This window comes from Vibrio genomosp. F6 (assembly GCF_005146325.1).
GTDB classification, from domain to species: Bacteria; Pseudomonadota; Gammaproteobacteria; order Enterobacterales; family Vibrionaceae; genus Vibrio; species Vibrio cortegadensis.
In genome coordinates, this window is record NZ_SYUT01000020.1 from 100,600 (window position 1) to 125,452 (window position 24,853).

General features: G+C 42.3%; 19 protein-coding genes and 2 pseudogenes. 1 reads left to right on the forward strand and 20 read right to left on the reverse strand.

The genetic code is table 11. The features are described 5' to 3' along the window. Positions 1 to 77 precede the first annotated feature (77 nt). The 5 genes from FCV43_RS07380 to FCV43_RS07400 all read right to left on the reverse strand — a co-directional run bounded on the left by FCV43_RS07380 (position 78) and on the right by FCV43_RS07400 (position 5,503). Positions 78 to 788 (reverse strand): glycerophosphoryl diester phosphodiesterase, encoded by a 711-nt coding sequence (locus FCV43_RS07380; protein WP_136994620.1) that lies wholly within the window; start codon positions 786 to 788, stop codon positions 78 to 80. Between the two features lie 152 nt (positions 789 to 940). After that, positions 941 to 2,107, reverse strand: coding sequence for a sn-glycerol-3-phosphate ABC transporter ATP-binding protein UgpC (ugpC, locus tag FCV43_RS07385; RefSeq protein ID WP_136994621.1), 1,167 nt, complete (start codon positions 2,105 to 2,107; stop codon positions 941 to 943). Between the two features lie 114 nt (positions 2,108 to 2,221). Then, a complete protein-coding gene (gene ugpE / locus FCV43_RS07390; RefSeq protein WP_136994623.1) occupies positions 2,222 to 3,064 on the reverse strand; it encodes a sn-glycerol-3-phosphate ABC transporter permease UgpE in 843 nt (280 codons plus the stop codon). Positions 3,065 to 3,129: 65 nt separating this feature from the next. After that, positions 3,130 to 4,011: an ABC transporter permease subunit gene (locus FCV43_RS07395; RefSeq protein WP_136994625.1), complete on the reverse strand. Its 882-nt coding sequence runs from the start codon at positions 4,009 to 4,011 to the stop codon at positions 3,130 to 3,132. Between the two features lie 184 nt (positions 4,012 to 4,195). Then, positions 4,196 to 5,503 (reverse strand): extracellular solute-binding protein, encoded by a 1,308-nt coding sequence (locus tag FCV43_RS07400; protein WP_136994627.1) that lies wholly within the window; start codon positions 5,501 to 5,503, stop codon positions 4,196 to 4,198. Between the two features lie 244 nt (positions 5,504 to 5,747). Here FCV43_RS07400 and FCV43_RS07405 point away from each other — a divergent pair, with 244 nt between their 5' ends. Beyond that, the gene (locus FCV43_RS07405) at positions 5,748 to 6,506 is read left to right on the forward strand and encodes an MBL fold metallo-hydrolase (RefSeq protein WP_136994629.1); all 759 of its coding nucleotides are present in this window, start codon (positions 5,748 to 5,750) and stop codon (positions 6,504 to 6,506) included. 61 nt (positions 6,507 to 6,567) lie between these two features. Here FCV43_RS07405 and FCV43_RS07410 read toward each other — a convergent pair whose 3' ends face one another. The 15 genes and pseudogenes from FCV43_RS07410 to FCV43_RS07475 all read right to left on the reverse strand — a co-directional run bounded on the left by FCV43_RS07410 (position 6,568) and on the right by FCV43_RS07475 (position 24,852). Continuing rightward, entirely contained in the window at positions 6,568 to 7,203 is a 636-nt protein-coding gene (locus FCV43_RS07410; protein WP_017051604.1) for a sugar transferase, read from the reverse strand. Between the two features lie 9 nt (positions 7,204 to 7,212). Beyond that, positions 7,213 to 8,400, reverse strand: coding sequence for a glycosyltransferase family 2 protein (locus FCV43_RS07415; RefSeq protein ID WP_136994631.1), 1,188 nt, complete (start codon positions 8,398 to 8,400; stop codon positions 7,213 to 7,215). Beyond that, the gene (locus tag FCV43_RS07420) at positions 8,397 to 9,530 is read right to left on the reverse strand and encodes a glycosyltransferase (protein WP_136994633.1); all 1,134 of its coding nucleotides are present in this window, start codon (positions 9,528 to 9,530) and stop codon (positions 8,397 to 8,399) included. Before FCV43_RS07420 ends, FCV43_RS07415 begins: the two co-directional genes overlap by 4 nt. 351 nt (positions 9,531 to 9,881) lie before the next feature. Then, complete coding sequence (locus tag FCV43_RS07425) at positions 9,882 to 11,303, reverse strand: GumC family protein (RefSeq protein ID WP_136994635.1); 1,422 nt, start codon at positions 11,301 to 11,303, stop codon at positions 9,882 to 9,884. After that, positions 11,300 to 12,418, reverse strand: a complete 1,119-nt coding sequence (locus tag FCV43_RS07430; protein ID WP_136994637.1) for a glycosyltransferase — start codon at positions 12,416 to 12,418, stop codon at positions 11,300 to 11,302. Before FCV43_RS07430 ends, FCV43_RS07425 begins: the two co-directional genes overlap by 4 nt. Next, positions 12,411 to 13,160, reverse strand: a complete 750-nt coding sequence (locus tag FCV43_RS07435) for an acyltransferase (protein WP_017051599.1) — start codon at positions 13,158 to 13,160, stop codon at positions 12,411 to 12,413. The genes FCV43_RS07430 and FCV43_RS07435 overlap by 8 nt, the downstream gene beginning before the upstream one ends. A gap of 96 nt (positions 13,161 to 13,256) precedes the next feature. Continuing rightward, positions 13,257 to 14,639, reverse strand: a complete 1,383-nt coding sequence (locus tag FCV43_RS07440) for an O-antigen ligase family protein (protein WP_136994639.1) — start codon at positions 14,637 to 14,639, stop codon at positions 13,257 to 13,259. Further along, positions 14,639 to 16,093: a lipopolysaccharide biosynthesis protein gene (locus FCV43_RS07445; RefSeq protein WP_136994641.1), complete on the reverse strand. Its 1,455-nt coding sequence runs from the start codon at positions 16,091 to 16,093 to the stop codon at positions 14,639 to 14,641. Before FCV43_RS07445 ends, FCV43_RS07440 begins: the two co-directional genes overlap by 1 nt. Beyond that, entirely contained in the window at positions 16,090 to 17,361 is a 1,272-nt protein-coding gene (locus tag FCV43_RS07450) for a glycosyltransferase (RefSeq protein ID WP_170961619.1), read from the reverse strand. The genes FCV43_RS07445 and FCV43_RS07450 overlap by 4 nt, the downstream gene beginning before the upstream one ends. Next, a complete protein-coding gene (locus FCV43_RS07455) occupies positions 17,354 to 18,565 on the reverse strand; it encodes a glycosyltransferase family 4 protein (RefSeq protein ID WP_136994645.1) in 1,212 nt (403 codons plus the stop codon). The genes FCV43_RS07450 and FCV43_RS07455 overlap by 8 nt, the downstream gene beginning before the upstream one ends. Positions 18,566 to 18,765: 200 nt before the next feature. Next, on the reverse strand, positions 18,766 to 19,893 hold the full coding sequence (locus FCV43_RS07460; RefSeq protein WP_136994647.1) for a glycosyltransferase family 4 protein: 1,128 nt from the start codon (positions 19,891 to 19,893) through the stop codon (positions 18,766 to 18,768). Further along, positions 19,874 to 20,044, reverse strand: a pseudogene (locus FCV43_RS20840) (helix-turn-helix domain-containing protein); the annotation flags it as partial. The pseudogene FCV43_RS20840 and the gene FCV43_RS07460, both read right to left, overlap by 20 nt. 228 nt (positions 20,045 to 20,272) lie before the next feature. Further along, positions 20,273 to 21,436: pseudogene (locus FCV43_RS07465) on the reverse strand (sigma-54-dependent transcriptional regulator); the annotation flags it as partial. Positions 21,437 to 21,547: 111 nt separating this feature from the next. After that, positions 21,548 to 24,001: a HAMP domain-containing hybrid sensor histidine kinase/response regulator gene (locus FCV43_RS07470; RefSeq protein WP_240697137.1), complete on the reverse strand. Its 2,454-nt coding sequence runs from the start codon at positions 23,999 to 24,001 to the stop codon at positions 21,548 to 21,550. Positions 24,002 to 24,042: 41 nt separating this feature from the next. After that, positions 24,043 to 24,852: a phosphate/phosphite/phosphonate ABC transporter substrate-binding protein gene (locus FCV43_RS07475; protein WP_017051591.1), complete on the reverse strand. Its 810-nt coding sequence runs from the start codon at positions 24,850 to 24,852 to the stop codon at positions 24,043 to 24,045. Between the last annotated feature and the right edge of the window lies 1 nt (position 24,853).

Here is a 24,853-nt window from a genome sequence, read left to right on the forward strand (position 1 = left end):
AATAAGAAAAAGCCAGTGAGGATCAATCTTGCTGGCTTTTTCTGTTTTTGTACTTCGTTTTTATGAGAGCAACATGCTTACTTGTCAAAGCGACTAGGAAAGTCACTAAAGATAGCATCGACATTCTCTAGGAGAGGGAATGACTCCGGTGTATTAACCGTAAAACACCAGACTTGATAACCATTGTCTTGAAGCTCTTTAATATGAGATTCTGCTAACCAGAAATAGTTAAGGTTACAGCTAAAAGCATTGATTTCAGACAGTAACAAACGCACGCTATCGTTCAACCTTTCACTGATAACGGCTAATCGATAAGCCCCGCAATGCTGGTGCAGCTCACGCATGACATCGTGGCTAAAGCTCGATAACAATAATTTGTTCTTGGGTATAGGCGACTGCTCAAGTTGTTTTTTTAATTGCTTAACAACGGCTTGAGAGTCATGTTGGTCAACTTTGACTTCTAGGTTTAATCCCAAATTATGTTGTTCGGCGATGTGCAATAAATAATCTAATGTCAGAATGAGCTCACCAGAGAATTGGGTATCAAACCACGAACCAAAATCCAGTGCTTTCAAGTCGGCTAGGGTGTAAGAATCGACACGGCCTTTACCATTACTGCATCGGTCAATCGTGTGATCGTGACAGATCACTAGCTCACCATCTTTTGTCGGCTGAACATCAACTTCGATCCAGTCCAAACCTAACGCTATAGCTTGCTGTATGCTTGCCATCGTATTCTCTGGATGAGTTCCTGCCACTCCTCGGTGGCCAACAATCAGTGGCGTCATTTTTTATCCTTAAAGTGAGGCGATCAATTCAACGTCGTTAAATTGGCACAATTGTTCAATGTTGTCAGTAGTTTGATCGATAAATAGTCGCTTAATTTCACGTAGTGTACCACTGACAACCTGTTTATAGCGCTTACATTCTGGCGGTGCGGCTACATTCTTGATGCACGGTTACATAGCAATGTTGTGGGTGCAATTGAAGTATTCGGCAAACTTCGGCTTGGCTCTATACGTTTTCCCGTGGAAGAAAAGATATGCAAATTAGCCATGCTGACATGGATTGATAAAGGGTGATTAGTATCTAGATCCATTTCAGGTGTTACAGCAATAAAAGGGTGCTCATTGATCTTGCCGTGAACGAGCTGATTTGGGCCTAGAGGCTCGACAACGTGTATATAGGTACTAAGCGTGAGTGAGCGGTTTTCTAGTGTATTTACGTTTGGACTTGTTATCGATATCGTTGGAGTAATGGGTGAGATCTCAGCGTGTTCTGGCCTTATTCCAACCACAATATCTTGCTGTTCAAGATAAGAGTATTCACTGAGATAAATCTGCTGTTTCCCCATTTCTAAATAACCATTGTCTATTGTCGCGGGAATGAAGTTCATGGCGGGGCTGCCAATAAAGCTCGCAACGAACTGACTTGCAGGTTGGTGGTACACTTCTTTTGGAGTGCCTACTTGCTCTATCTTACCCTGATTTAACACCACAATTCGATCGGCTAGCGTCATTGCTTCTACTTGATCATGGGTTACATAGACACTGGTTACCGCGAGTTCACGTTGCAATTTTTTGATCTCCAAACGCATGTGTGCTCTTAGGGCCGCATCTAAGTTGGAGAGAGGTTCATCAAATAGAAACAGCTGTGGGTCACGAACAATCGCACGCCCCATTGCAACTCGTTGTCGTTGACCACCTGAAAGTTTCGATGGTTTCCTATCTAGATATTCTTCGATTTTAAGTGTGGTGGATACTTTGCTAATTTTTTCGGCAATAGATTGTCTATCAACACCGCGATTCTTTAAACCATAGGCAAGATTATCGTAAACACTCATGTGCGGATACAGTGCGTAGTTTTGGAAAACCATCGCGATATCTCGTAAGGCTGGTTTAATGTTGTCGACACGGCGACCACCCAGATGAATTTCACCGGATGTTATCGATTCTAAACCGGCAATCGATCGTAAAATTGACGATTTTCCGCAACCTGAAGGTCCGACAAGCACCAGAAATTCACCGTCTTTAATTTCTAAACTGACGCCTTTCACTGCTTGGTGTCCATTCTCATAGGTTTTAACAAGCTGTTTGATGTTCAACATGATGCTTTCCTTGGGCTGTGAATCGAAATTAACGGTATTGATGGATTGAATGTGATCCGTTTTAGAGTGAGAACCATCACTATCTGCATGCTGTTTTGAGTAAAGTTGCGTAATTTATTTTTCACTTTCGACTAATCCTTTAACAAACCATCGTTGAAATATCACGACCACCAATACAGGAGGAAGCATTGCGAGAATGACCATGGCAAAGGCATAGTCGTAACGAGGTGAGTTGGTTTCGTTAATATTATTTAAGATCTGCTTAATGCCCATCACAATCGTGTTGTAGCCTTCATCTGTCGTCATCATGATTGGCCATAAATATTGATTCCAACCGACAACAAACATAATGATAAAAATGGCCGCTATCATTGTTTTAGAAAGCGGAAGCAATATGTCAAACAAGAAGCGAATAGGGCCTGCATTATCAAGTTGAGCGGCTTCTAACAATTCGTCTGGAATCGTTTTGAAAAACTGACGAAAGAAAAATGTGGCGGTTGCAGATGCGATGAGTGGAAGAATCAAACCGGTATAGCTATTTAACATCCCTAAGCCAGAAACGACTTCATAAGAGGGAATAATTCGGACTTCTAATGGAAGAAGAAGCGTAACAAAGATAAGCCAAAACCAGGCGGTGGCGTAGGGCAGGCGAAAATAGATTAATGCATAGGCCGCCATCATTGAGATGATGATTTTTCCAATGGCAAACCCAAGTCCCATGACCATTGAGTTTATGATCATAGATTTGGCAGTGACATCCCCACCGAAGCCGAGACTCTTATTCCAAGCCTCGCTGTAAATATCAAGAAAGTGATCGCCGGGCAACCACTGAAGCCCTTCGCTAACAATTGTATTTAGGCTGTGCGTCGAGCTTGCAAAAATCAGCCAAATTGGAATCAGCATGAATAAAGCTCCTGCGATCAAAATAAGGTGATCGGAGAATCGATTGCTTTTCATAGTTCTAGACCTTAATAGAGCGTTATAAGCGGTTTATGTATTGTGTTTACAAATAGCGTTAGTCATTAATAGTGAACACGCTTTTCGACGAATCTAAATTGAATAAATGTCAGTGTTAACACCAACAAAAGTAGCACTACGGATTGAGCGGAACTGCCTCCGAGATCGGCCCCAACAAACCCGTCGCGATAGACTTTGTAAACCAGCGAGGTGGTTGTTCCTCCCGGTCCTCCTGATGTCATTGTGTCGATCACGCCAAAGGTCTCAAAAAATGAATACGTCAAATTGATCACCAGCAAGAAAAAACCAGTTGGGGCCAGTAAGGGGAAGGTAATGGTCCAAAATCGCTTGGTATCGCTGACACAGTCGAGCATTGACGCCTCTTTAACGGCATAAGAAATAGATTGTAAACCCGCGAGGAAGTAGATGAAATTGACTGAAATTTGCTTCCAGACTGAGACTAAAATCAGAGCGAAAGTGGCGTCAATGGGATCCGTTTGTAAGTTAAACTCCCACCCCAACAGTGCGAATGCATCGGTTAATACACCAATATGAGGGTTAAAGAGAAAGCCTCCGATGATTCCGGCAATAGCAGGTGCGACGGCGTATACCCAAGTTAGGGTTAGTTTGTACGGCCCTTGTCCGTGAATGACGTTGTCTGCCTTTACGGCAAGTAATAACGCAAGAGCCAAAGAGAGAAAAGAGACAATAACGGCGAATAAAAGCGTAAAACCAATCGATTTCAGATACTCGCTGGATTCGAAAAGCATTTGGTAGTTTTCAATTCCAACAAACGTGGATGACATTCCCCATGGGTCTTCAAGCATAAATGAGAGGTAAACAGCTTGAGCGGCGGGGTAAAGAAAGAAAACGGCAATGATCACAATCTGCGGTGCTAAAAAGAGATACGGCAATGGTGAATGAAAGAATTGCTGACGATGTTCCACAATATTTCCTATTTACTATATTTAGGAATAACGCCTCTTTGTCACTTTCTGCGTTTCTATTTGAGAGTGACAAAAGGCGATAGGGCAACACAAATGTGTTGATGGTGATTTTGCTAACGGTCTTTGATAACCGCGTTAATAATCATTGTCTGTTTCGATTATCAACGCCTAACTCATCAATGAATTATTTGATGGTTCGAGCAAAGCGTTTGAGAAGTTGTGCACTTTCGACTTCTACTTTGTTTAAGCTGTTCTCTACAGAAGAACGTTCAGCAAAAATATTATCAAATTCGCGGTGCATGACTTCTCGGATTTGAGGATAGAAGCCGAGTCGGTAACCATTTGTCCATTCACCCGCACCAAGACTAAGTTGTTTGACACCCACTTCTGCATCCGGTTGTTCGGTGTAGTAACCTGATCGCTTGGTGAGCTCATAAGCGGCGTTGGTCACCGGTACGTATCCGGTTGTTTTATGCCAATACATTTGAGTTTCAGGCTTGGTTAAATAGTCAAAGAAAGCTGCCACACCTTGCTCTTCCGCTTTTGGTTTTCCATCAAGAGCAAACAGGGCTGCACCACCAATGAACGTTAGGCCTGCATCTGGATTTATTGATTTCCAGTAAGGCAGGTACGTAGTGCCTAGCTCAAATTTCACTCGATTGCGTAGCCCGCCAAAAGAACCCGATGAGCCCATCCACATCGCGACTTCTTGTCGTTCAAATGGGGTTTGGTTAGCATCCCAATCACTGCCGTAGTATTTGTAGTAACCCTTATCAGCCCACTCTTTCATTTTGGAAAAATGCATAACCATGTCTTTGCTATTGAACATCAATGAAGAAGAGAGGTTATCGTAGCCATTATTCTCGTTCGCGAGAGGTAGGTTATGGCGTGACTTAAAATTCTCAAACATTATCCATGGGGTATGTGATTGCGAAAAAGTCACATAACCTTTTGTTTTTAACTTCGCTGCCAGCACTTCTAATTGTTCATAGGTTGCTGGGGCTTTAGCGCCCACTTTTGCAAGGATATCTTTGTTGTAGTAAAGAACAGGCGTTGAGCTGTTAAAAGGCATGCCTACCATTTTTCCTTTGCTGTCAGCATAGAAATTACGTACACCTGCCAAATAGTTCTTTGAATTGAATTCATAGCCCGATTCCACCAAAATATCTTGTACTGGTTTTGCTACGCCAGGCACGTTCATAATTGTTGCTGCTCCAGCATCAAACACTTGTAGGATGTTAGGTGCTTGGTTTGCTCGAAATGCGGCGATACCAGCGGTTAAAGTCTCAGTGTAAGAGCCTTTATAGACGGGTACGATTTTGTAATCGTGCTGAGAAGCATTGAAATCTGTCGCGATCTTGTTAACGGTTTCCCCTAATTGACCGCCCATAGCGTGCCACCAAGTTACTTCTGTTACCGACGGATCTGTTGCTGCGAAACTTGTACCTGAAATGGTTGCTGTAAGCAGACCCGATAACCATAGCTTGTTCATCATAGTTTCCTTATTAATGATGGTTGGTTTCGAACGAGACTTTAGACGTTTCGTTTGACGCTATACTGGTTCGAGCTTGTGACAATCTTGTTACTAAAAAATGTCAGGGAGATGAAGTATTTATGGAGGTTGTTGTTTTTAAGAGAGCTATTTACGCCGATTAAGCCCGTTGTATATTGGATCAATGGTGCTATGCTAAATGATTAATGAGGTTGTCTGACCAGTCGTCGAGCAAGGAAGATTCGTGAAATTACATTCAATCCAAGGTTATATACAAAAGATCTATCTTATTGAATATGAAAATAAATTGATGCTTCTTGATGGGGCGAGTCGTGCTGATGTATCAACCATTAGGGCATATATTGAAGAAACATTGCAGCGATCGTTCAATGACTTAACCATTGTTGTGGTGACGCACATGCATCCTGATCATGCTGGCGCAGCGCATCAACTTAGGCGATTAACGGGTTGTAAAATCGTTTCCGCCAACAAGAAAACGGATTGGTACTCTGGGACAGATGGATGGCTAATGCATCTTACCGATCTTGCATTGGCTTGGTGGATGGCCAATCGCATGGGTATCCCGAAAAGAAACTTGTGGTATTCACGGAAATTAAAACCGGATTATAAACTTAATGATGGTGATTTAATTCCGGGTTTTGAGGATTGGCAAGTCTTGGAGACTCCGGGGCATACAGACAGAGATTTGTCGGTGTATTGCGCCAGTGAGAGTATTCTTTATGTGGCTGATTTAATGGTTGAAGTCAAAAAGCAGCTTATCGCGCCATTTCCTATTTTCCATCCCAATAAATATCGAGATTCACTGCATCGTGTATACCACCTTAATGTAAAAACGCTTTTACTTGCTCACGGTGGTAAGTCAGAGCTTAATCAGCAGCGCTTTGAGCATTTGGTTACCACGGCACCAACGCGACCGATTACACACTGGCGTGTAACAAAAATCAAAATACGGGCGCTATTACGTAGTGTGATAAAAAGATAGCCTCTACAAAGTAAAGGCTATCGTGTATTGCTCGTGCGAGTTCTGCTTAAGGTATTTCTATTTATCGTCCTCGACCATCAACCATCACCATAATGGTTCGAGTTAATATGCTCATATCGGTCGAGAACCAACTGGATAAGCTCGATAGAGATAGGGCATAACTATGGTCAAACCCCACCTTACGACGTACATCATCTAAGCAAGTGTCGTAGCCTTGGTTTACTTGCGCTAGTCCCGTAATTCCAGGCAACACACCGTAAGTGCGGTCAGCAAAATAAGGGATCGCAGTTTCAAGCTTTTGGTAGAAGGTAGGACGCTCTGGACGAGGGCCAATTAATGACATGTCACCGCTGAGAACATTGAAAAGCTGCGGAATTTCATCAAGTCGAGTTTTACGTAAAAATCGACCTACAGGGGTAATTCGGGGATCATTTTCCGTCGCCCAAACCGCGCCAGAACGAGATTCAGCATCTTGGTACATGGTGCGGAATTTAATGATGTCAAACAGTGCCATTTGTTCAGGTGTTGATTTTCCCACTCGCATTTGACGATAAAATACCGGCCCAGGTGAGGTGAGCACAATCATCAGAGCAATGATCGGGAATAATGGCATAAATAAAATGAGCCCGATGAACGCGCCAATGCAATCGAAGACACGTTTTGCAGTAGATATAGTATTGCGATTAGTCGTATTCATAATATGTCCTTAATGATTAACACGATTCCAACGGCCATTTTCAAAGCCTAATAAATAACGTAATCCACCAACTAAATTGGCGTAGTGGCCAGTAAGTAAATAAGTGATCAGCTTGAATATTTTTTTGGTGAACACTTGTGGGAAAATAAAACCAATTAAGCCCACAGAATAGACAGTGACTTGCACGGCGACTATGGCCATAAATAAAGAGTGGTCGGCGAGTGTGATTGAAGAAATTAAACAAGCAAGCATTAGATATGGAGTGACTAAACGTAAGCCTTTTCCTGAAAAGAAGGCAAACGCAACCCCTCTAAACCGCGGGTTAAATAGGCTGATTAAACGAATAGCTTGTTGCATGTTGCCCGCAGAAATTCGTAATCGACGTTTGAAATCTGCATTTTGGCTGGTTGCTTCCATCTCAATAGCTACAATTCTTGGCTCATAATCTGCTATGTATCCTTTTTTAACGATCTCCATTGGTAGAACGAAGTCATCATTGATGGTATTGCTTGGTAATGCTTCGAAAAGATGTGTTCGGAACAGATAGCAGGCTCCGTGTGCACCTAGTGTAGAACCTAAAGAAGCTTCGTTTAACTTCACCTGATTTTGATAGTTCCAGTAACTTTGTTCTCCCTCATCGGCGGCGCACATTATTTGGTAGGTGGCGTTAACCACCCCAATATTTGCAACGCTAAAGTGTGAATCAGCAATAAGTAGAGCATCAATAGATATAAGCGCTGAAACATCGCTCAAAGCCGTAATATCAGAATCAATAGATAACATTTCATGATTGATAACGGCCACTTTGCCACGATTAACCGTATGTACATGCACTTCAAAGTAAGTGTCTGAGCAGATCGCTTCTTGTATCGTTAACTGTGCAATTTCGGCGGTATTATCGGTACATCCGTCGCATGCGATGATGACTTTTAGGCGATCTCTGGGGTAATCGAGTGACGCTAAGTTACGAATTTTTTCTGCAATCCATTGCTGCTCATTAAACGCAGGAACAAGAATCGTTATGGTTGAACGAGTACGATCGAGTTTGCCGTTTCGGTATCCACGTACTTTTCCGGTAACTTGCTTAATTGGGTGATTCGCGGAATACCATTTCAGAAGCATGGGATAGCCAACATGATGATAGACAATCAACGCACCACTAAATAGAAATACAGAAATTAATAGAATATCGGTCATGCTGTTACTCCTAATTCTTCATAAGCTTTTACCATATGTCTCACGTCATTATTTTCGAGAACAAAAGTTCTTGGGAAGGAGACTTCAGAGTTGAATTCAACGCCAATAACATCGTTATTAACTTCAGAAATAGCACGAAGTAATACATGCGCCAAACTAGGAATGTCATTTGCTTTTGAAAGGTAGCCAGACTCATGGCAAAGCGTTTCACTGGCGGAACCAACATCCGTAACGACAGTGGGAATATTGCATGCTTGAGCTTCGAGAGGAGAGAGAGGAAACCCTTCATAGCGCGACGGTAAACAGAATAGATCCAGCGACTGGTAGAATTGAGGCATATCTTCAACTAAACCAAGGAAGATGACTCGTTGTTCGACACCTAATTGACGAGCCAGTTTGATTAGTTCCTTTTTTTGGCTTCCATCACCCGCAATAGCAAGTGAGACATGCTTAGGTAAAAATGTCAGAGCCTTGATGATAAGGTCGTGACCTTTAACCGTTTCAAGCCTGCCCGCACACCCGATCACTGTGACATCAAATGGAAGAGATAAGGCTTTGCGTGCGTTTAGTTTCGAAGCAGGACGGAATTTTTGGCAGTCGATGCCATTTTTGATCGTGACGGTTTTGTCGTAATTAAAGTGCATTTTCAGTTGCTGGTTTACTCGAACCGCGTCCGCCACCAAGGTTGGTTTAGCGGCAACTAAAGCCATTTTTTGTAAGGCGACATGTTTTTTACTGTTGAGGTGCCACACGTCATGTTCGGTGTGAATACGCGTTGGCACATTTGAAAGACGAGCTGAAATACTGGCATACAGAAGTGGACCGATATGGTGAGTATGTACTACATCAGGGCGTATGCTTTTGAAAATCTTAATAAGCGTACGCATGGTCTTGAGTTGAACTCCTGGTGCTTTATCTAGAAACACAAGCTGTTTAGAAAATTGGGTGAGTTTTGGCCATAGGGCTAACGATTCATCTTTGGTACCTTCCAAGCTGATGATTAATACTTGGTCATTTGGGTTAGCAAAACGAAGAAGATCTAACGTTAACGTCTCCAATCCTCCTGGAGCGAGCCGTTGTACGACATGGATTACTTTTTTGCCAAGTGGCTTGTTTATCTTTCTATCCATAATGCTCACCTTATTTTGTTCTCAGTCCCTGACGCAAATACGCTGATGGTTTTTGCTTCGTATCTAATAGATTGCATTTAGTGTGCCAATGTTTTAATGGTTAAATATCATGGTCTTATTGTGTTTATGGTCGCTTTGTATGTTTCGTTTTTAATTTGAGAATCGAAATGAATCAGATAAGAGGAAGAGTTGTCGAATTGCAAAATGATGAGTTGAAAAGCTCACGGGGTAGAGCAATGACAGTGAGTTTAAGTTAAATCTTTACGAGGAAAGCAGAATGAACACATTCAGCCAACTCATTTTATTGAAACAAGTTGGCTGTAAAGTTTGGCTGTAAAAAGTGGAAAGCATTTAAGCGTGTGGAATGGTCGTGATAACAGGCACTCCTAGGATTTGTTCAACCTCATCACGACGGCGAACTCGCGTATCAAACACTTCAAGTAACGTTGCTAGACCTATCCCCAATGCAATACCTGCAATTAAACCTGCAACGATGAAAATGATACTCGGCATATTGGATGGCAGACTTGGAGCATAAGGAAGGTCAATAATTTTTACTCGTTTACTGTGTTCAAACGCCCCTAGAGAACCCGTTAATTGTGCCATCTCATAACGTTCGACCAACTCTTCATATAGCTGTCTTTTTACTTGAACATCGCGCTGTAATCGATAGAGTTCTTTTGCATTGCTACCAAAATTATTCGCCTTTTGTTCCAGTTCAAATATCATTTTACGCAGACTTTTTGTCTCTTCACTCAGTGATTCAAATTTGCTACGAACAGACTGTAAGCTGTGTAGTTGGGTGACTAACAGCGGTTGATTGTCTGAAGAACTCGATAGCGTATTACTGCTTGCAATATCCCATAATTGGTCAGAATTGAGTTTAGGTTGGGATTTGCCGAGCAGGGCAGTTCTCTCAAGCTCTAAACGGTTGAGTTCTCTCTGTTTGGCTTGCACTGCGCTATGGTTATCTGTGTATTTGGCACTAAGAAGAGTCAGATCACTTCGAATTTCTATAATTTGCTCTTCAAGCTTACCAACAACTGGATTGGTCTGAGACAACTGTTGATCAATGCTACCTAAGCTCTTTTTAACACCTGAAAGTTCGGCTTCTTTCTCTGCTAAAGACTGCTTCAATGTTGCTAATCGATTTAAGCTTTGTCCCTGCATTTCAGGGCTTACAGATGAATTGATATTTTTAAAATCAGCCAATTTTTGTTCTGACTGGTCAAGCTCGTCATATCGTTTGTTAATGTGAATAGTAAGAAAATCGCTGGAATCTTTTATAGACGAGCGTTCAGGTGCAAGCAATTGCTCTATGAAGTGACCACTGATGGATTCGAGCATTTCTTTCATCCCTTCAGGGTTACTTGCGGTTAAATGAATTTTGAGGAAATCCTTACCAAGTTGAGAGATATTGAGGCGGCTTGATAGCTTAGAGATCACTTGTTCTTTTTCACTACCACTCATTTGATCGTTTATCAGGCCTTGCTCAAGTGCAACGGACATTAATACGTGACGGCTTTTTAGTAAGGTTCTCAACGCATTGATTCTGTCTTTCAGCATGGTTGATACGGCCAAATCCTCCAGGAAAGGGTTCATTTTCGCCGTCTCTTGGATAAGCATACTGGTATGAGCTTGATAAACGCGAGGGGTCATTTTACTGATTGCCAACCCCATTAAAGGAAGGATAATAATTGGAAGTAAAATGATATAGCGTCTATGCCAAGCCGAACTTAACAACACAAGTAAACGTATTTTAAGATTAATCATAATAACTCCAACATCCAGCTAACAAACTGACTCCGGTTGTCCCAACTCTCTTCACTGACAATATCGGTTCTAAGCTTTGGCTCATGTCGTGCGACTTCTAAAGCCCGGATCATCTCATCGCTTGTCGAAATGGGATGCAAGTAATGTCGGTAGGGGTGCATTGCAGGAAAATCGGTTGTGATGATGGGTGTTCCAGTCGCCAGATATTCCATCAGTTTCAATGGGCTACATGCCTGAATCTGTTTGTTTGATTTGAATGGAAGTAGGCTCACATCCCAATGTTGAGAATAGCGAGGAAGCTCTGCGTGGGGCTTTGCTCCAAGATAGTGAACATTGGCGAGTGATGGTAATAACAGCGTCTCCAATTCGTTGGGGCCGATAAAAACAAAGTCCCAATCTGGCAAAGCCGTGGCGACGTTCGTTATCAAATCATAATCTAACCATTCCGATAAGCTGCCATAAAAGCCTGCAATTGGTCGATGCGAACTAGGTAAATCATCTGCTCTTACCGTCGGGGTAGAAAAGAGTTCAACATCAACACCATGAGGTAGTAATTGAGTTTTACATTTTGGGAATTTGTCACGAATTGCGTCACTCGCAGCAAAAATCAAATTGGCTTTTTGAGACATTTTTTGCTCATGAGTGTTGACTGTTTTATGATCAACACCGGCAAGTGAGGAGAAGTCATCACCACAATAATACACCACCGCGTATTCACCCAAATGCCCACAAATATCAGCAGCGGTTGGAAGCGACGACCAAAGAATAGGCTGATTTAGATTGAGTTTTTCAATTATCGGAAGTAACTGTTTGAGTATTAAATTTTTTGCCATTTTCCGAACAAAGTTAGATTGAGGCGCAGGAATCGTTTTTAAGTTAACGATGGTGATATTTGGATGCACGATGGCATCGGACATGCCCTGTGTATCTCCCTTGCTTTTTCCCATCAACTTATTGGCTGCTCGTGAAATATCTTTACGATTGAGCTTGGGTTGACGCAAACCGATAGAGTTTACCCAAACGATTTTGCGGTTTTGAGCTAAACGCTTAATTAAGTGTTGTGTGCTCGAAGGCAAGCCACCAAAATCTTCACCGAATACTATGAGATCATGCATAACGTTCTCCTTCTGTTTGATGGGTTTGGCTATCGGGGATCGAGCGAATCACTTTCGCGGGGTTACCTGCTGCAATGACAAAGGGTGGGAGATCTTTGGTGACGACGCTACCAGTGGCAACCACCGTACCTTGACCAATCGTTACGTTACTCATTACGGTCACATTACTCCCGAGCCAAACGTCCTTCTCTAAAATGATGTTTCCCACTTGTGTTTCATCATCAGCTTCACCTTTCGCCCGGCGAACAGGATCGAGAGGATGCCCAGAGTAGCCACAGAGAAATACACCACCTGCCAGTCTTACGTTATCCCCTAATACGACCTGCTGACCGACAGCAATGGTCGTTTGCCAACCAATACCAATATTGTGTCCAAGTGTGAGGGTAGGTGATTGAGAAGAGGATCGTCCGCTGAATGTCGTTTGACCTGATATTCGGCAGTCGCTCCCAATATTGATTGTGAGTGGGCCCGAAATGTAGGGAATGCCACCATATAGGTAGAGGCGTTTTCCGTAACGTGAAAGTCTTCCTTTAAAAGCTGGAGTGTGAAAAAGGATTCTGAGAATTTCGTTAATGCTATTTCGTGCAAACGTATAAACACCATAAAAGATCTTGTTCATGATGTGTGGCGTTGGTAATTCAGCCATTCGAGCTTGTTTCAAAAAGAGAAACAAATTGCGAAATTTAGGATTTGGATGATCTTTAAGCCAACTTTTGAATTCATTTGTTTTGGTTGCCAACATAAGCTTGTCTCTTTTTGTTTATCTATATGTTGGTTATTACACAGATTGTGCCAATTAATTTAGTCAATAAATTCAATTGGATAGTAATGAAGATATTTAGGTGGCGGTATTATTCTCATTTTGACAGGCATTTTGAGTGAGGTGAGATACCGCAATAGTCAGCGCAGCAAGAATATAAATGGGCCAAGTGAAGCCTTGAGTAAGGAAAGTTGCAGAGACAATGGTTCCGATCAGTCCGGCATATACTGAATTTGCCATCGCAATTAAATAACAGTTATGAGTTTTTGGTTTTATGGCTATCTGCTTAAGCGTTTTTCGCGCAGTGAGAATCAAAGAGGTGATAAATCCGATAAACACGACTAAACCAAGCATCCCCGTTTCAGCCAATACACCAAACCAAGTGCTGTGTACTGCGTGATTTAATCCATCCCAATGTGGACTATAAAAGAAATAATTAGAGTAAAAATTGTTCAAGCCGACGCCAGTAAATGGATTGTCGAGTGACATTTTGAACGCCGCTTCCCATGCATACAGTCTTCCCATTGCAGATGCGTCAATTCCTGCTTCTGCTGCACCTCCAGATGCTCTATCAGATATCCCTGCGACGCTGTATAGAACCAATGCCGCGATGGCTCCAATACTGAATAACGCAACTTTTGAACGTATCAGCTTTATAGCAAAAATACCGAATACCGCTAATGAACCAAGCAGTCCTCCACGGCTTTGTGTCGCGATGACAGCCATCATTAAAATAACAATCGTGACAATGCTGCATAAGCGAATTAGCCAATGGACTCTGGGTGTTGTCGCTAACCCTGCCGCAAAGGCGAGTGGGAACATAAGTACTAGCGCTAAATCGTTAGGATCGCCAAGAACAGAACCGATATCGCGGCCAATAGTGACTCGTGAACCTTCAACCAAACCAATGCCATTGACTGAATTAGACAGCGCGACCGTTCCCACCAATAATCCTGCCATCACGATTAATACCGATACCCGAGCGAGATTGTCGATATTGTTCATCAACCAAATTATGGCTAATGTCATGACAATAATTTTCCAATAGGTATTCTTAAATGTGGTGATGGCAATGCCACGATTGGAAGCGAACGCAATACCCACGATAACAAGCCCCCAAAAAATCGCTAACCAAGTGAGTGATGGATGCCAATACACTTTAAGTTCTCGGCTGATTAAGGTATGCCAAATAAGAGCCGATAACGCTCCTAAAGAGAGCAATAAGGGGATTTTCAAAGAATACAGAGCAGGGATCACTTCGTGAATACGAAAGAATGAAAACACAACAAATAGAGTGACGAGCCAGAAGGTCTGGCTAATCACAAACAGAGCACCAAGCGGAAGCAGAGCCAGAACTAGAGCAACCGCAGGGTTAGGAACAAGCATCCACACCAAACCAATCAAGGCGCAGATTAGGCTGACAAGAATGAATGAGCTAAGTCGTGATGGGTATGATGTCATTATGCTTTCCTTAGCGAATGCAATTTTGAAAACAATTCAGACATAAAAGCAGAGTTAACCACTCGACTCGGCAGGGTAACAAGTTTGAGTTTAAGTGCACAAAAGATAACGATCATTGGCGCAAGAACGCTCATTAGTATTAGCGCTAAAACAGTAAGAGCGTAGCTTGCAATAAAAAACAGGAGTATGCATACAACTAAAAGGATGAGCATCGATTTGAAATCATAAGGAAGTTGGCGAAGACGTTGGCTGACAACGGTTACAATGACCATGCGGCTGACTTGAACCAAAAATACAGCCATCAGTATGCCCCATATGCCAAATGAGCTTAGAGAGTAGGCCAAGGACAAACCGACCAAGGTACAAAGCATGTTGATTCTCAGCAGAACCTGCGTGTTTTTTTCAGCAAGTATTCCAATATTGAACAGCTCAGTAAGCTCTTTGAATACGGCAATACTAAGTGTCGCAACGAGAATTTTTCCTGCAAATAAGTAGCTCTCCGGTAAGGCGATAATAATAAAAGCTTGACCGAAAAAAGCGATACATACGGCTAGAGCGGCGATAAGAACAATGCCATATTGCGTATAAATAGCAGCTTGCTTTGGTCCTTGTTGTTCGATGACATGAAAGCGTTTAGGCATCCACCACATTCCGAATGGCTGGACCAAAATACACATGGCTAAGGTGAATTTTGCTGCAATGGCATACAACCCAAGTTGCTCTAAATTGGTGGCGTATAAGATCAACCAACGTTCTGCTCCATTTAGTCCAAAAGCGAGCAACCCTGATAGCATGAGTGGGAAACAGTAATTTAGGTAACGAGATGAATATTGTAATTTGGGAAGGGAAAAGTTGAGACGTTGAGTTCCCTGAATTAAGAGAAATTGAACAAAATGAGCCACTGTACTCGCGAGTAATATTCGGACAACACTTGGGCCCGTGAACAGCACCCCTAGAATCAAACTGACTTGTAGAGTTGTGGTTGCAATACTAATTAATAGAAAGTGACGGGCTTTGTTTTGCATTCGAATCCAAGCCATGGCCACACCAATTGCGCCTTCTAAAGAGAGAGAGGCAATAACCACGAATAACTCGCTTGATGATAAAGGGGAGATCCAGCCATCAAGATCATCGATGAATAGAATAAAGCCAATCAAAGCGGCTATCATTAAAAACGAAATAGTGAGCGTTAAGCTAAACAGTTGGCTCGCGATGCGTTTTTGCTCCTCATGGGAGGCTTTCTCTCCTGCAAACCGATACAGAGCTTCATGCAATGCAACACTGATAAACATACCTAGGAACGCACTTACTGTAGCAAGCAGTTCCAGTTTTCCAAGTTGTGCTGGTTCAAGGTATTGAGCCATCACAGGAAGCATCAATAATGAAATACCTTTGATTAGGAATATTCCTACTGCGTAAGTCAGCATATCACCCATGGCCGATTTTAATTTCATAGCGATGTCCCTGTGCGTGAACAACGCTCTGAACAGACAGAGTGTGTCATCTCAGAGGTGAATTTATCGCTATCGATGAAACGGGCGATAGGTAGGTAACAGGTCTCAGCTTGGTACTCTTTTGCCAAAATATAAGCTCGAGATTGAATATTCGAACGCCATAATGGGGTAATGGCGAGTGTGTGCAATATGGTTTGTAAGCTCTTTGGGTCTTGAGGTGTGTATTTCATGCAGTTCAGGCCATGAGTTAATTGGGTATCCCAGTACGCGCCATCTTTAGGGATAACGACACACATTCCTGCGGCAAGGGCTTCTAAAATGGATAAACCAAACGGCTCATTGATGCTAGTAGAAACGAAAATACTGTTTTGAGATCGTAGTTGATCCAAATTATCTGGCTGTTCGTGCCACTGAACATTTTGAATAGCGATAGGAGCTTGCGTGATATTGAGATTGATCCCTTGAGGGCGAATATAGCAAACCGTGGTGTGAAGGCAGGTTGTCGCATTATTTGACGAGGAATTATGAGTGTTAGCCTTTAGTACATTGAGCAATAGGTCTAAGCCCTTCCATTTAAGAAGTGATGCAGCCCAAAATAGAGAGGCATGATCGGTTTGGCTTTTTGTTGGCCAACAAGTTTGGGAAATACCATTCACAAAAGTGTGAGCGTGTGGGGAATGCAGTACAAATTCAGCTAACGTCGTTGAGTAATGATCGCCATTCTTAATTGAAAGATAACACGAGAGAGCGTCAATAAGAGATTGTTTGGTACTGGGTAGATAAAACAGAGCGTCACAGCGTGTCAGGCAGAACCCAATGGAGCGAGAAGCTGCGACTGGACCGTGAATGAATTGAATAATGTTAAGTGCGACTAAGGTTCGGCACAGGTATAGGCTCATATCGATTCCAGGACCAGAGCAAGCAACCAGTTTAGTAATAGAGTTGGAAGCGGACACCTTAATACTCAATAGCGTTAAGCAGATGTACATTGATAGATAAAGCTGTTTTACCCAAAATATACCGCCGCATGATGCCTTTGCGAGTGAGTATGGAATATGCAATTTTACTATTGTTACATCATGCTTTCGTGCCAAAGAGCTGTTTGACCAACATTTAGGGCTTGCCGTCAGAATCGTGAACTGACTATTTTTCGCGTTACATAGCGCTAAAGCTTCACTTGTCGCCACTTTTGAACCTCCAGAAAAACCTATTGGATCAAAGACTAAACTGTGTCCATATTCAGCACCGACTTTCGCTGTGTTATCCATGGTGACCTCCTGTAGACGGTACATGATTGATAATGCTTTTAAGTGGTTTTAAGCCATCGAGTAACGAAATTTTCGGGACAGAAGATTGAGCTATCTTCGCCAAATACAGAGATTGGATGGCTTGAGTATTGCGCTCAATAGTTAATTGTGTGCTGACATAGTTAAATGCATTCGTACCGAGTTTTTTCTGTAACGGTTGGTCGTCAAGAAGCGTTTCAATCGCATGGACAATCGGTGCAACCCCACTGTTTTCGTATAGAATGCCAGTATCATTATGAGTAATGAATTCTGGAATACCTCCGGTACTCGGGGCAATTATGGGCAAACCAGCCAGCGCGGCTTCACCGAGAACCAGCCCAAAAGCCTCCGTTCTCGCGCCACTGATAAAGGCATCAACGCCACCACTTAACCAATTCGCTACGTTAGTCTGCTCTCCAACAAAATGAATGCGTTTCATCAAGTGGAGCTTGCCGACTTGTTGTGCGAGTTCATCTCGTTGTTCACCGTCACCAATCACAACCAAATGCAGATCAGGATAGTGGTGTTCAAGCAATTTCACTGCTGAAATAAGCCTATCAACCCCTTTCCGTTCAATGAGTGAACCGACTGTCGCTAAAACAAAATCACTCTCTTTTAAATTGAGTTTGGTTTTTACATTCAGCGGGGCACTTTTTGATATATCCGCTTCGATACCATTATGAATAATAGAGATCCGATTTTGCGGGTAACCTTCGTTAATGAGGTTAAGACTGATCGCTTTACTGACACAAATGATATTCGGTGATAAGTGTAATCCCAGCGACATTCGATCTCGTAGTTGGTAGTCGCTGTGGAGTTGGGTGATTAGCGGGATATTGCAAAGCTTGGCAACCAAACACATCCACTGACAAGGCGCACCACTGTTGACATGAATTAGGTCAATGTTATTGCGACGAATCAGGTTCAAGCCTTGCTGTACCAGATGGTACCAACCATTGACATCACAGCGTGGGCGACTCCAACCAGCGAGTAATGAGAACTCACTATGTTGGCTAAATATGTCACGCTCACTCACATGTGTGTGAAGCGCTTGGCTGTTGGTCCAAAGATGTGGGACAAACAGATCTCGGTCTAAATGTTTGAATAGACGGATGAGGCACATCTCGCTGCCTCGGATCCAGTTATCACCATAATGAACAAATAGGATGTTTTTTTTATTTTTCATTTTGATATACCTAACGTAATGACGATAGGTATACAATTGCAAAGGTGATGCCAAACTCAACTGCTAATTAACCATCTGATTTTAATAGATATAGTTATTGTTGGTTAAGAGTTTTGATGCGCAATTCTCATATTGAGAAACATATTCTCAGTTTGAGATGAGCCTATTGTATGAATATAAGAGCGCTTTTGTTCAGAAAATTAGCAACTAGAACTTTCAGATTTTGTCGGAAGGATTTGATACACATTCAGAAACTGAGGGATCACAGCTTCACTAGAGTAGTGCTTATTCACCGTGTTAATCGCATTTTGAGACATGGAATTTTTTTCACCTTCAGAAGAAGAGAACCAAGCTTGGAGATGTTCAAACAGTTGATCGGCGTTATTCGCGATAAAGCCATTTTCATTATGTTGAATAAGTTGGCTTAGATTTCCAACATTCATCGCTAGTACTGGTATACCACGTGACATCGCTTCTAATGCTGCCATTGGCAAACCTTCAAATCGTGAAGGAATGATAAGCAGCCCAATATTCTGCCAAACGAGTGACATATCATTTTGATGTCCGTGAAACTTAACATTTGAGGTTTTGTTTGCACTCAAATCAGAGTCAAGTGGACCGCTGCCATAAATATCAAAAACAAGTTCTGGAAAGTGTTTGGCTAAATCTAAGATTCGGTCTGGGGCTTTTTCATGGCTTAGTCTCCCAACAAAAGCCAGTTGCTGTCCGTTACTACGCGTCACATTACCTGTGTTGACGAAATTGTTGAGAACCGAAGCTTTAACGGGCAGTTTAGATTGTATCAATTGACTGACTGCGAGGTTGCTATTTGAGACACCAGCGGAATATCGGTCACATAGATCATACAGCTTTACCTTTCCTACTGGGTTTTCTCCAGCGTGAAAAGTCGAGAATTGAGTGATAGGGTGCGACCATGAGAGTAATTTAGTTAATTTGCTTAAGATACTCGCTTTATACCCGTGAGCATGAATGAGTGTCGGTTGATGAATACGATTGGCGAGGTGAAGTTGATGCAGCGGTTGATTCAATAATTGATGAAATCTTTGTGTGGATCTATTTTCCGTATCAACTAACTGGTGAAGATAAGAGTAGGGAATTCCTTCAACATTCAATTTCTGGATGATCGCAGATTCTTCAGGATACTCTGTCAGTAATACCACTCGGACAGAGGGGATTTTACTTTTTGAATGCAATCCAAAATGCTTAAGCCCGATTGCGAGCTCAAGCACATGCGTTTCTATCCCACCAAAAGTTAGGCTATCGATTAACAGCCATATCTCGCCTAATCTAGGCTTGATCGCATTCACTTTCGGATTCCCAAGCCTGTTTCTTCCGATATACGGTAGAAGGACTTAACTCTAATAGTACTGCTGCATTTAGGACGTTACCGTCGCAAAAATCAATCGCATGCTGAATCGCTTCGCGCTCGATTTGCCACATTGGTCTTATGTCTCCATTCGGTTTAGTTAAAACCGAGTTAATCATAGCCGAATCGGCGGCACCCACTGACTGACTATTTGTGATGCTGTCACTTAAAATGGATTGAGCATCGAGATCGCCAGACTGTCCAGAAATGGCCATCGGTTGTTCAGAAGTTTGAGGAACAAAAGTAGGCTGTACTTCAACAGGCTGCTGAATTTTGTTCGCCGCCGAGAGCCCCATTGGCTTAGTGGTGGTTTCTTTGCTATTAATTGGAGGCGGTAGATGTTCAACAGAAACGTGAGTTTCATCATTAAGAACAACAATGTTTCGAATAATATTTTGCAGTTGGCGAACATTCCCAGGCCAAGTGTAGCGTTTTAGAATCGTTTCTGCATCGCGATTAATTCCGATGAATTTCTTACCATCTTGCTTGGCGTAGACCTTCAAAAAGTGCTTCGCTAGAGTCGCAATATCGGAGCCTCGCTCACGAAGTGCTGGCATCTCAATGGGCACGACATGAACTCGATAATAGAGATCTTCGCGGAACCGACCTTCTTGAACTTCCAGTAAGGGATTTCGGTTGGTTGCACATATTATACGCACATCAACTTTTATCTCTTTGCTGCCACCTAGTGGGGTAAAGGTGCCAGTTTGTAAGAAACGCAGTAACTTCTTCTGCATTTCCAGTTCCATTTCGCAGAGCTCATCTAGAAACAGTGTTCCACCATGAGCAAGCATCGCCGCACCTTTGCGATCGGTGGTGGCTCCAGTAAATGCGCCTTTCACATGGCCAAAAATTTCACTTTCCATGAGATCACGAGGTATCGCGCCGCAGTTAATCGCAATAAATGATTTATCTTTGCGGTTACTCTCTTTGTGGATGGCTTCAGCACAAACCTCTTTACCCGTTCCACTCTCTCCATTAATGAAAACACTGGCGGTTGTTGGTGCAACAGAATCAATGGTTTTATACACCGCTTGCATTGGTAAGCATGACCCGATAAAGCCATGAAAGCGAGAACGGTCAAATTTGTTCTGCATATCATCAACTAAGTGCTCTAATTTAGCGCGCTTAAGATGAAGTTGAACAGAGGTTTTAAGTCGATCTGCTTTAATCGGTTTCTCAAGGAAGTCTTCCGCCCCTTTTTGAATCAGGCTGACGGCAATATCGACAGAACCATGCGCTGTGGCAATAATCACAGCAGTCGGTATTTCGTTGCTTGAAATCCACTCTAGGACATCTTCTCCAGACATATCGGGAAGTTTTAAATCAAGAATGACCAATTGTGGAGTGTTGCGTTGTATAAAGTCTTTTGCTTCGCGTCCGGTTTCAACATGAAAGATATCGTAAGGTTCATCTTTCACATATTGTTTATATAGCACGGCCAGCGAGGTCGAATCTTCAACTAGTAATACTTTAGGGCGCATGCATACTCCTTTTAAAATCATACGATTAAAAAATCGCTATAAACAAATTAATAGCACAGCCTTTCATAACTATGAATCTGATTGAATTAAATATTTGAACTCGAATGGTTTTCAAGCATGGCTTTCAAAGCCGAGAGCACTTCGTAATTTAAGCGCTTTAATTGAAGCATTAGCAAGCTCTTCTATTCCTGCACATAATTTGAATGCTTCTTCTGAGTTATTTTGTAGGCACTGTTTTTCTATTGCACGAGCTAAAGTGGACAACTTACGGTTGCCAAGTGCCAGTGAAGAGCTGCCTAATGTATGTGTTTCAAATTCGAGTGAGTCTATATCTTGAGCATCCATCGCCGCATATATCTTTTCTAAACGGACATGACACTCTTCGACATAGTGTTCAATCAAAAGAGGAATGACTTCTGCGCTTGTATCTTCAATCATTTGAATCAAAATCGATTCATCAACGTATTGGTTTATCAGTTCGGAATCCAAACCTTCCGACGCGACAGAGTCTTCAGGTGAGTGAAGGTTAATGTTAGATTGCAGTGCAGCTTCGTTAGTTGTGTCCATATTGCTTGTGTCCATGTCGGTTAAATTCCCCTGTTCTTGAGTCATTACTGAGGTTGATCTCTGTTGTTGGTTTGGCATCATTGCGACTTCGTTATTATCATTACCGCTTGAACCCATCCCCGTTTCATCCATAGACAATCGCTCCGGATCTAAATAGCGGTTTAGCATTTCGATGAGTTGGAACATTCTAACTGGCTTCGAAAGGTAGTCATCCATGCCAGCTTTCATAAATTTTTCTTTGTCTCCAGAAAGAGCATGAGCGGTCAGTGCCACAATTGGGACCGATGATTTCAGCGAAGACTCTAAATTTCGTATATCGCTACATGCCTCAATCCCATCTTTTTCGGGCATAGAGATATCCATGAAGACAAAATCATAGGTGCCATTAAGGACCATTTCCACCGCTTGATTCCCATTTTCAGCGATATCGATATCCATTCCTACGTGAAGAAACATATTTTGAATAACGAGTTGATTCGCTTTGTTATCTTCTGCAACTAGAATCTTACATTTGCGTATTGCTTCCGAAAGAACGGGGGACGTTTTACTGGTTTTATCTGACTTTTCCTCTTCATCTGACAGTTTTAGGTAAGAGGTGAACGTAAAAGTGCTACCTTGATTTAATGTGCTTTTGGCCGTAATACCACCATCCATCATCTCAGCTAGACGTTGTGATATGGCAAGCCCCAAACCGGAACCGTCACGGCTTCGAGAGTAACTTTGGTCAACCATTGTAAATTCATCAAAAAGGTAATCGAGGGCATTAGTTTCTATGCCAATTCCTGTGTCCGTCACCGAGCAGGTCACTTGAATTTTGTTCTGATCTTGGACTTCGGTTTGCAATTGAACGGAGATCAACCCCTCGGAAGTAAATTTAAATGCGTTTCCAAGTAAGTTAAGCACAACTTGGCGGAAACGGTTGACGTCTCCGATAACACTAATGGGTTTAGTATTATCAACCGAACAGACTAACGCGATATTTTTCTTGTTCGCAAGAGCATTAAAACTATCCACGATGTCGATCATGCAAGAGTTAAGAATGAAAGGTTTATGCTCCAGAATCAAGGTATTAGCATCCATTCTTGAGAAGTCGAGAATGTCATTAATAATCGAAAGTAGCAACTCGCCTGATTCAGTTGCAGTATGTAAGAGTTTCATCTGTTCTTTATCTAGTTTGGTTTCCTCAAGAAGAGATAACAAACCAAGAACGCCATTCATTGGGGTACGAATCTCGTGTGACATTGAAGCTAAGAAACGACTTTTAGATTCACTGGCTTGTTCGGCTTCACTTCGCGCGAGTTTTAATTCACCGTAATTTTCTTGAAGGCTACGCGACATCTTATCGAAGGCATTGGCGACTTCAGCTAATTCATCCTTCTGCTCCATTTTAATTTGATAACCGGGGCCATTCTCTGCAACGTTATGCGCGGCTTCGGTGAGTTTTGTGAGATTTCGAGTTAAATACGTGCCTAAAACCAATGAGAAAACAGCCACAAGAAAGACTTCAAGAGAGGCGATAGCAACGATCGATTTTTGGGCACTGGCCAAAAGGTTATCAATGCTTGAGGTTCCAAATCCCATATCGATGTGACCGTAAACCGTGCCGTCGACTTCTATATTAACGCGTGTATCAAAAATGCCGTCATCAATAGTATCTAACCCCTTATCAAAGGTCGGCGTTCGATCTAATAGAGATTTGTCTCCACTGCACGCTAGGACTTTATCGTTACGTATTACTTTCACATACAGAACATCTTCTAGAACAACGATCTCGTTCGTTAAGTCGTCCAGTGTGGCGAGATCCATGGATAAGACAGCATCTTGAGTGGCTTTTGCAAACATGATTTTAGTTGCATCTGCCCGTTGTATTAACTGTTTTTCGTTTGAATCAGCAAGAAATGACATCGAGCTAATCACTAAGATCATCAATAATACAATCTCTATTAGTGCAATGCCGATTACTGTTTTCGCTCGAAAAGTCATAGCTCGAAATGTCATAGTCAAAACCTTTTGTCTAATGAACCTTGTCTATTTTTGAGTTACTTTTTATCACTCATTAGATTGTTGATATGAAGTTCTCGAACGTCATCCCAGTCGTCGTTCACTGCGGCTTCAAATCCAATAATTTTCAGTGGTGTTAATAACTTAGAACCTGAATCTGTTTTCGCTAAATCCGCGAAAATCTCCTGAACTTGTTTTGTAACAGATAGAGGCACTCTAGGGTGAGAGGCAATGGCATGGGGTGTGTAACCTTTGGTGACCCAAATTGGGGTTAATTGCTCTCTGATTTCACTGTTCATCGCTTTGAATGTTCGCATTACCCCACCGCCTGCGGGGTAAAAACCTCTTGCGACGGAAAGATAAACAGAATCATGGGAAGAGACGTATTGAGGGGTCGCGTTAATATTTTGAGCGGCAAGATCGGCTTGAGTCAGTATAGTTGCGGCAAATGCGGCCGGAGCAGGGAAGGCAAGCGTTTCATCTTGCAATTGTTTTAAGTCTGTAATGCCACTGTCTTTACGTACAACGAGTATCCCCTTGATTTGTTTATTCTGAGCTTTTGCAATGGCTTGATAACCGGGCGCTTGATTAAAGGTAACGAAGTGGTAGGGATTCATGTACGAGAAGTCATATAATCCTTCGCTTAACCGTTGCTCAAAAGTCGGAATATCAGCGGCTGTAGTAAAAACAAAATCATGGCCTGTCCGCTTACTTAGTTCATTCATAATAGGAGTCCATTGCTTAGCAAGTCGACTCGCAGATTGTTGCGGCACAATACTGAACGTGTACTGCTCAGCAAAGGTTAACATAGGCGAAAGTGCAAACATCATACAGAGCAGTTTTTTCATA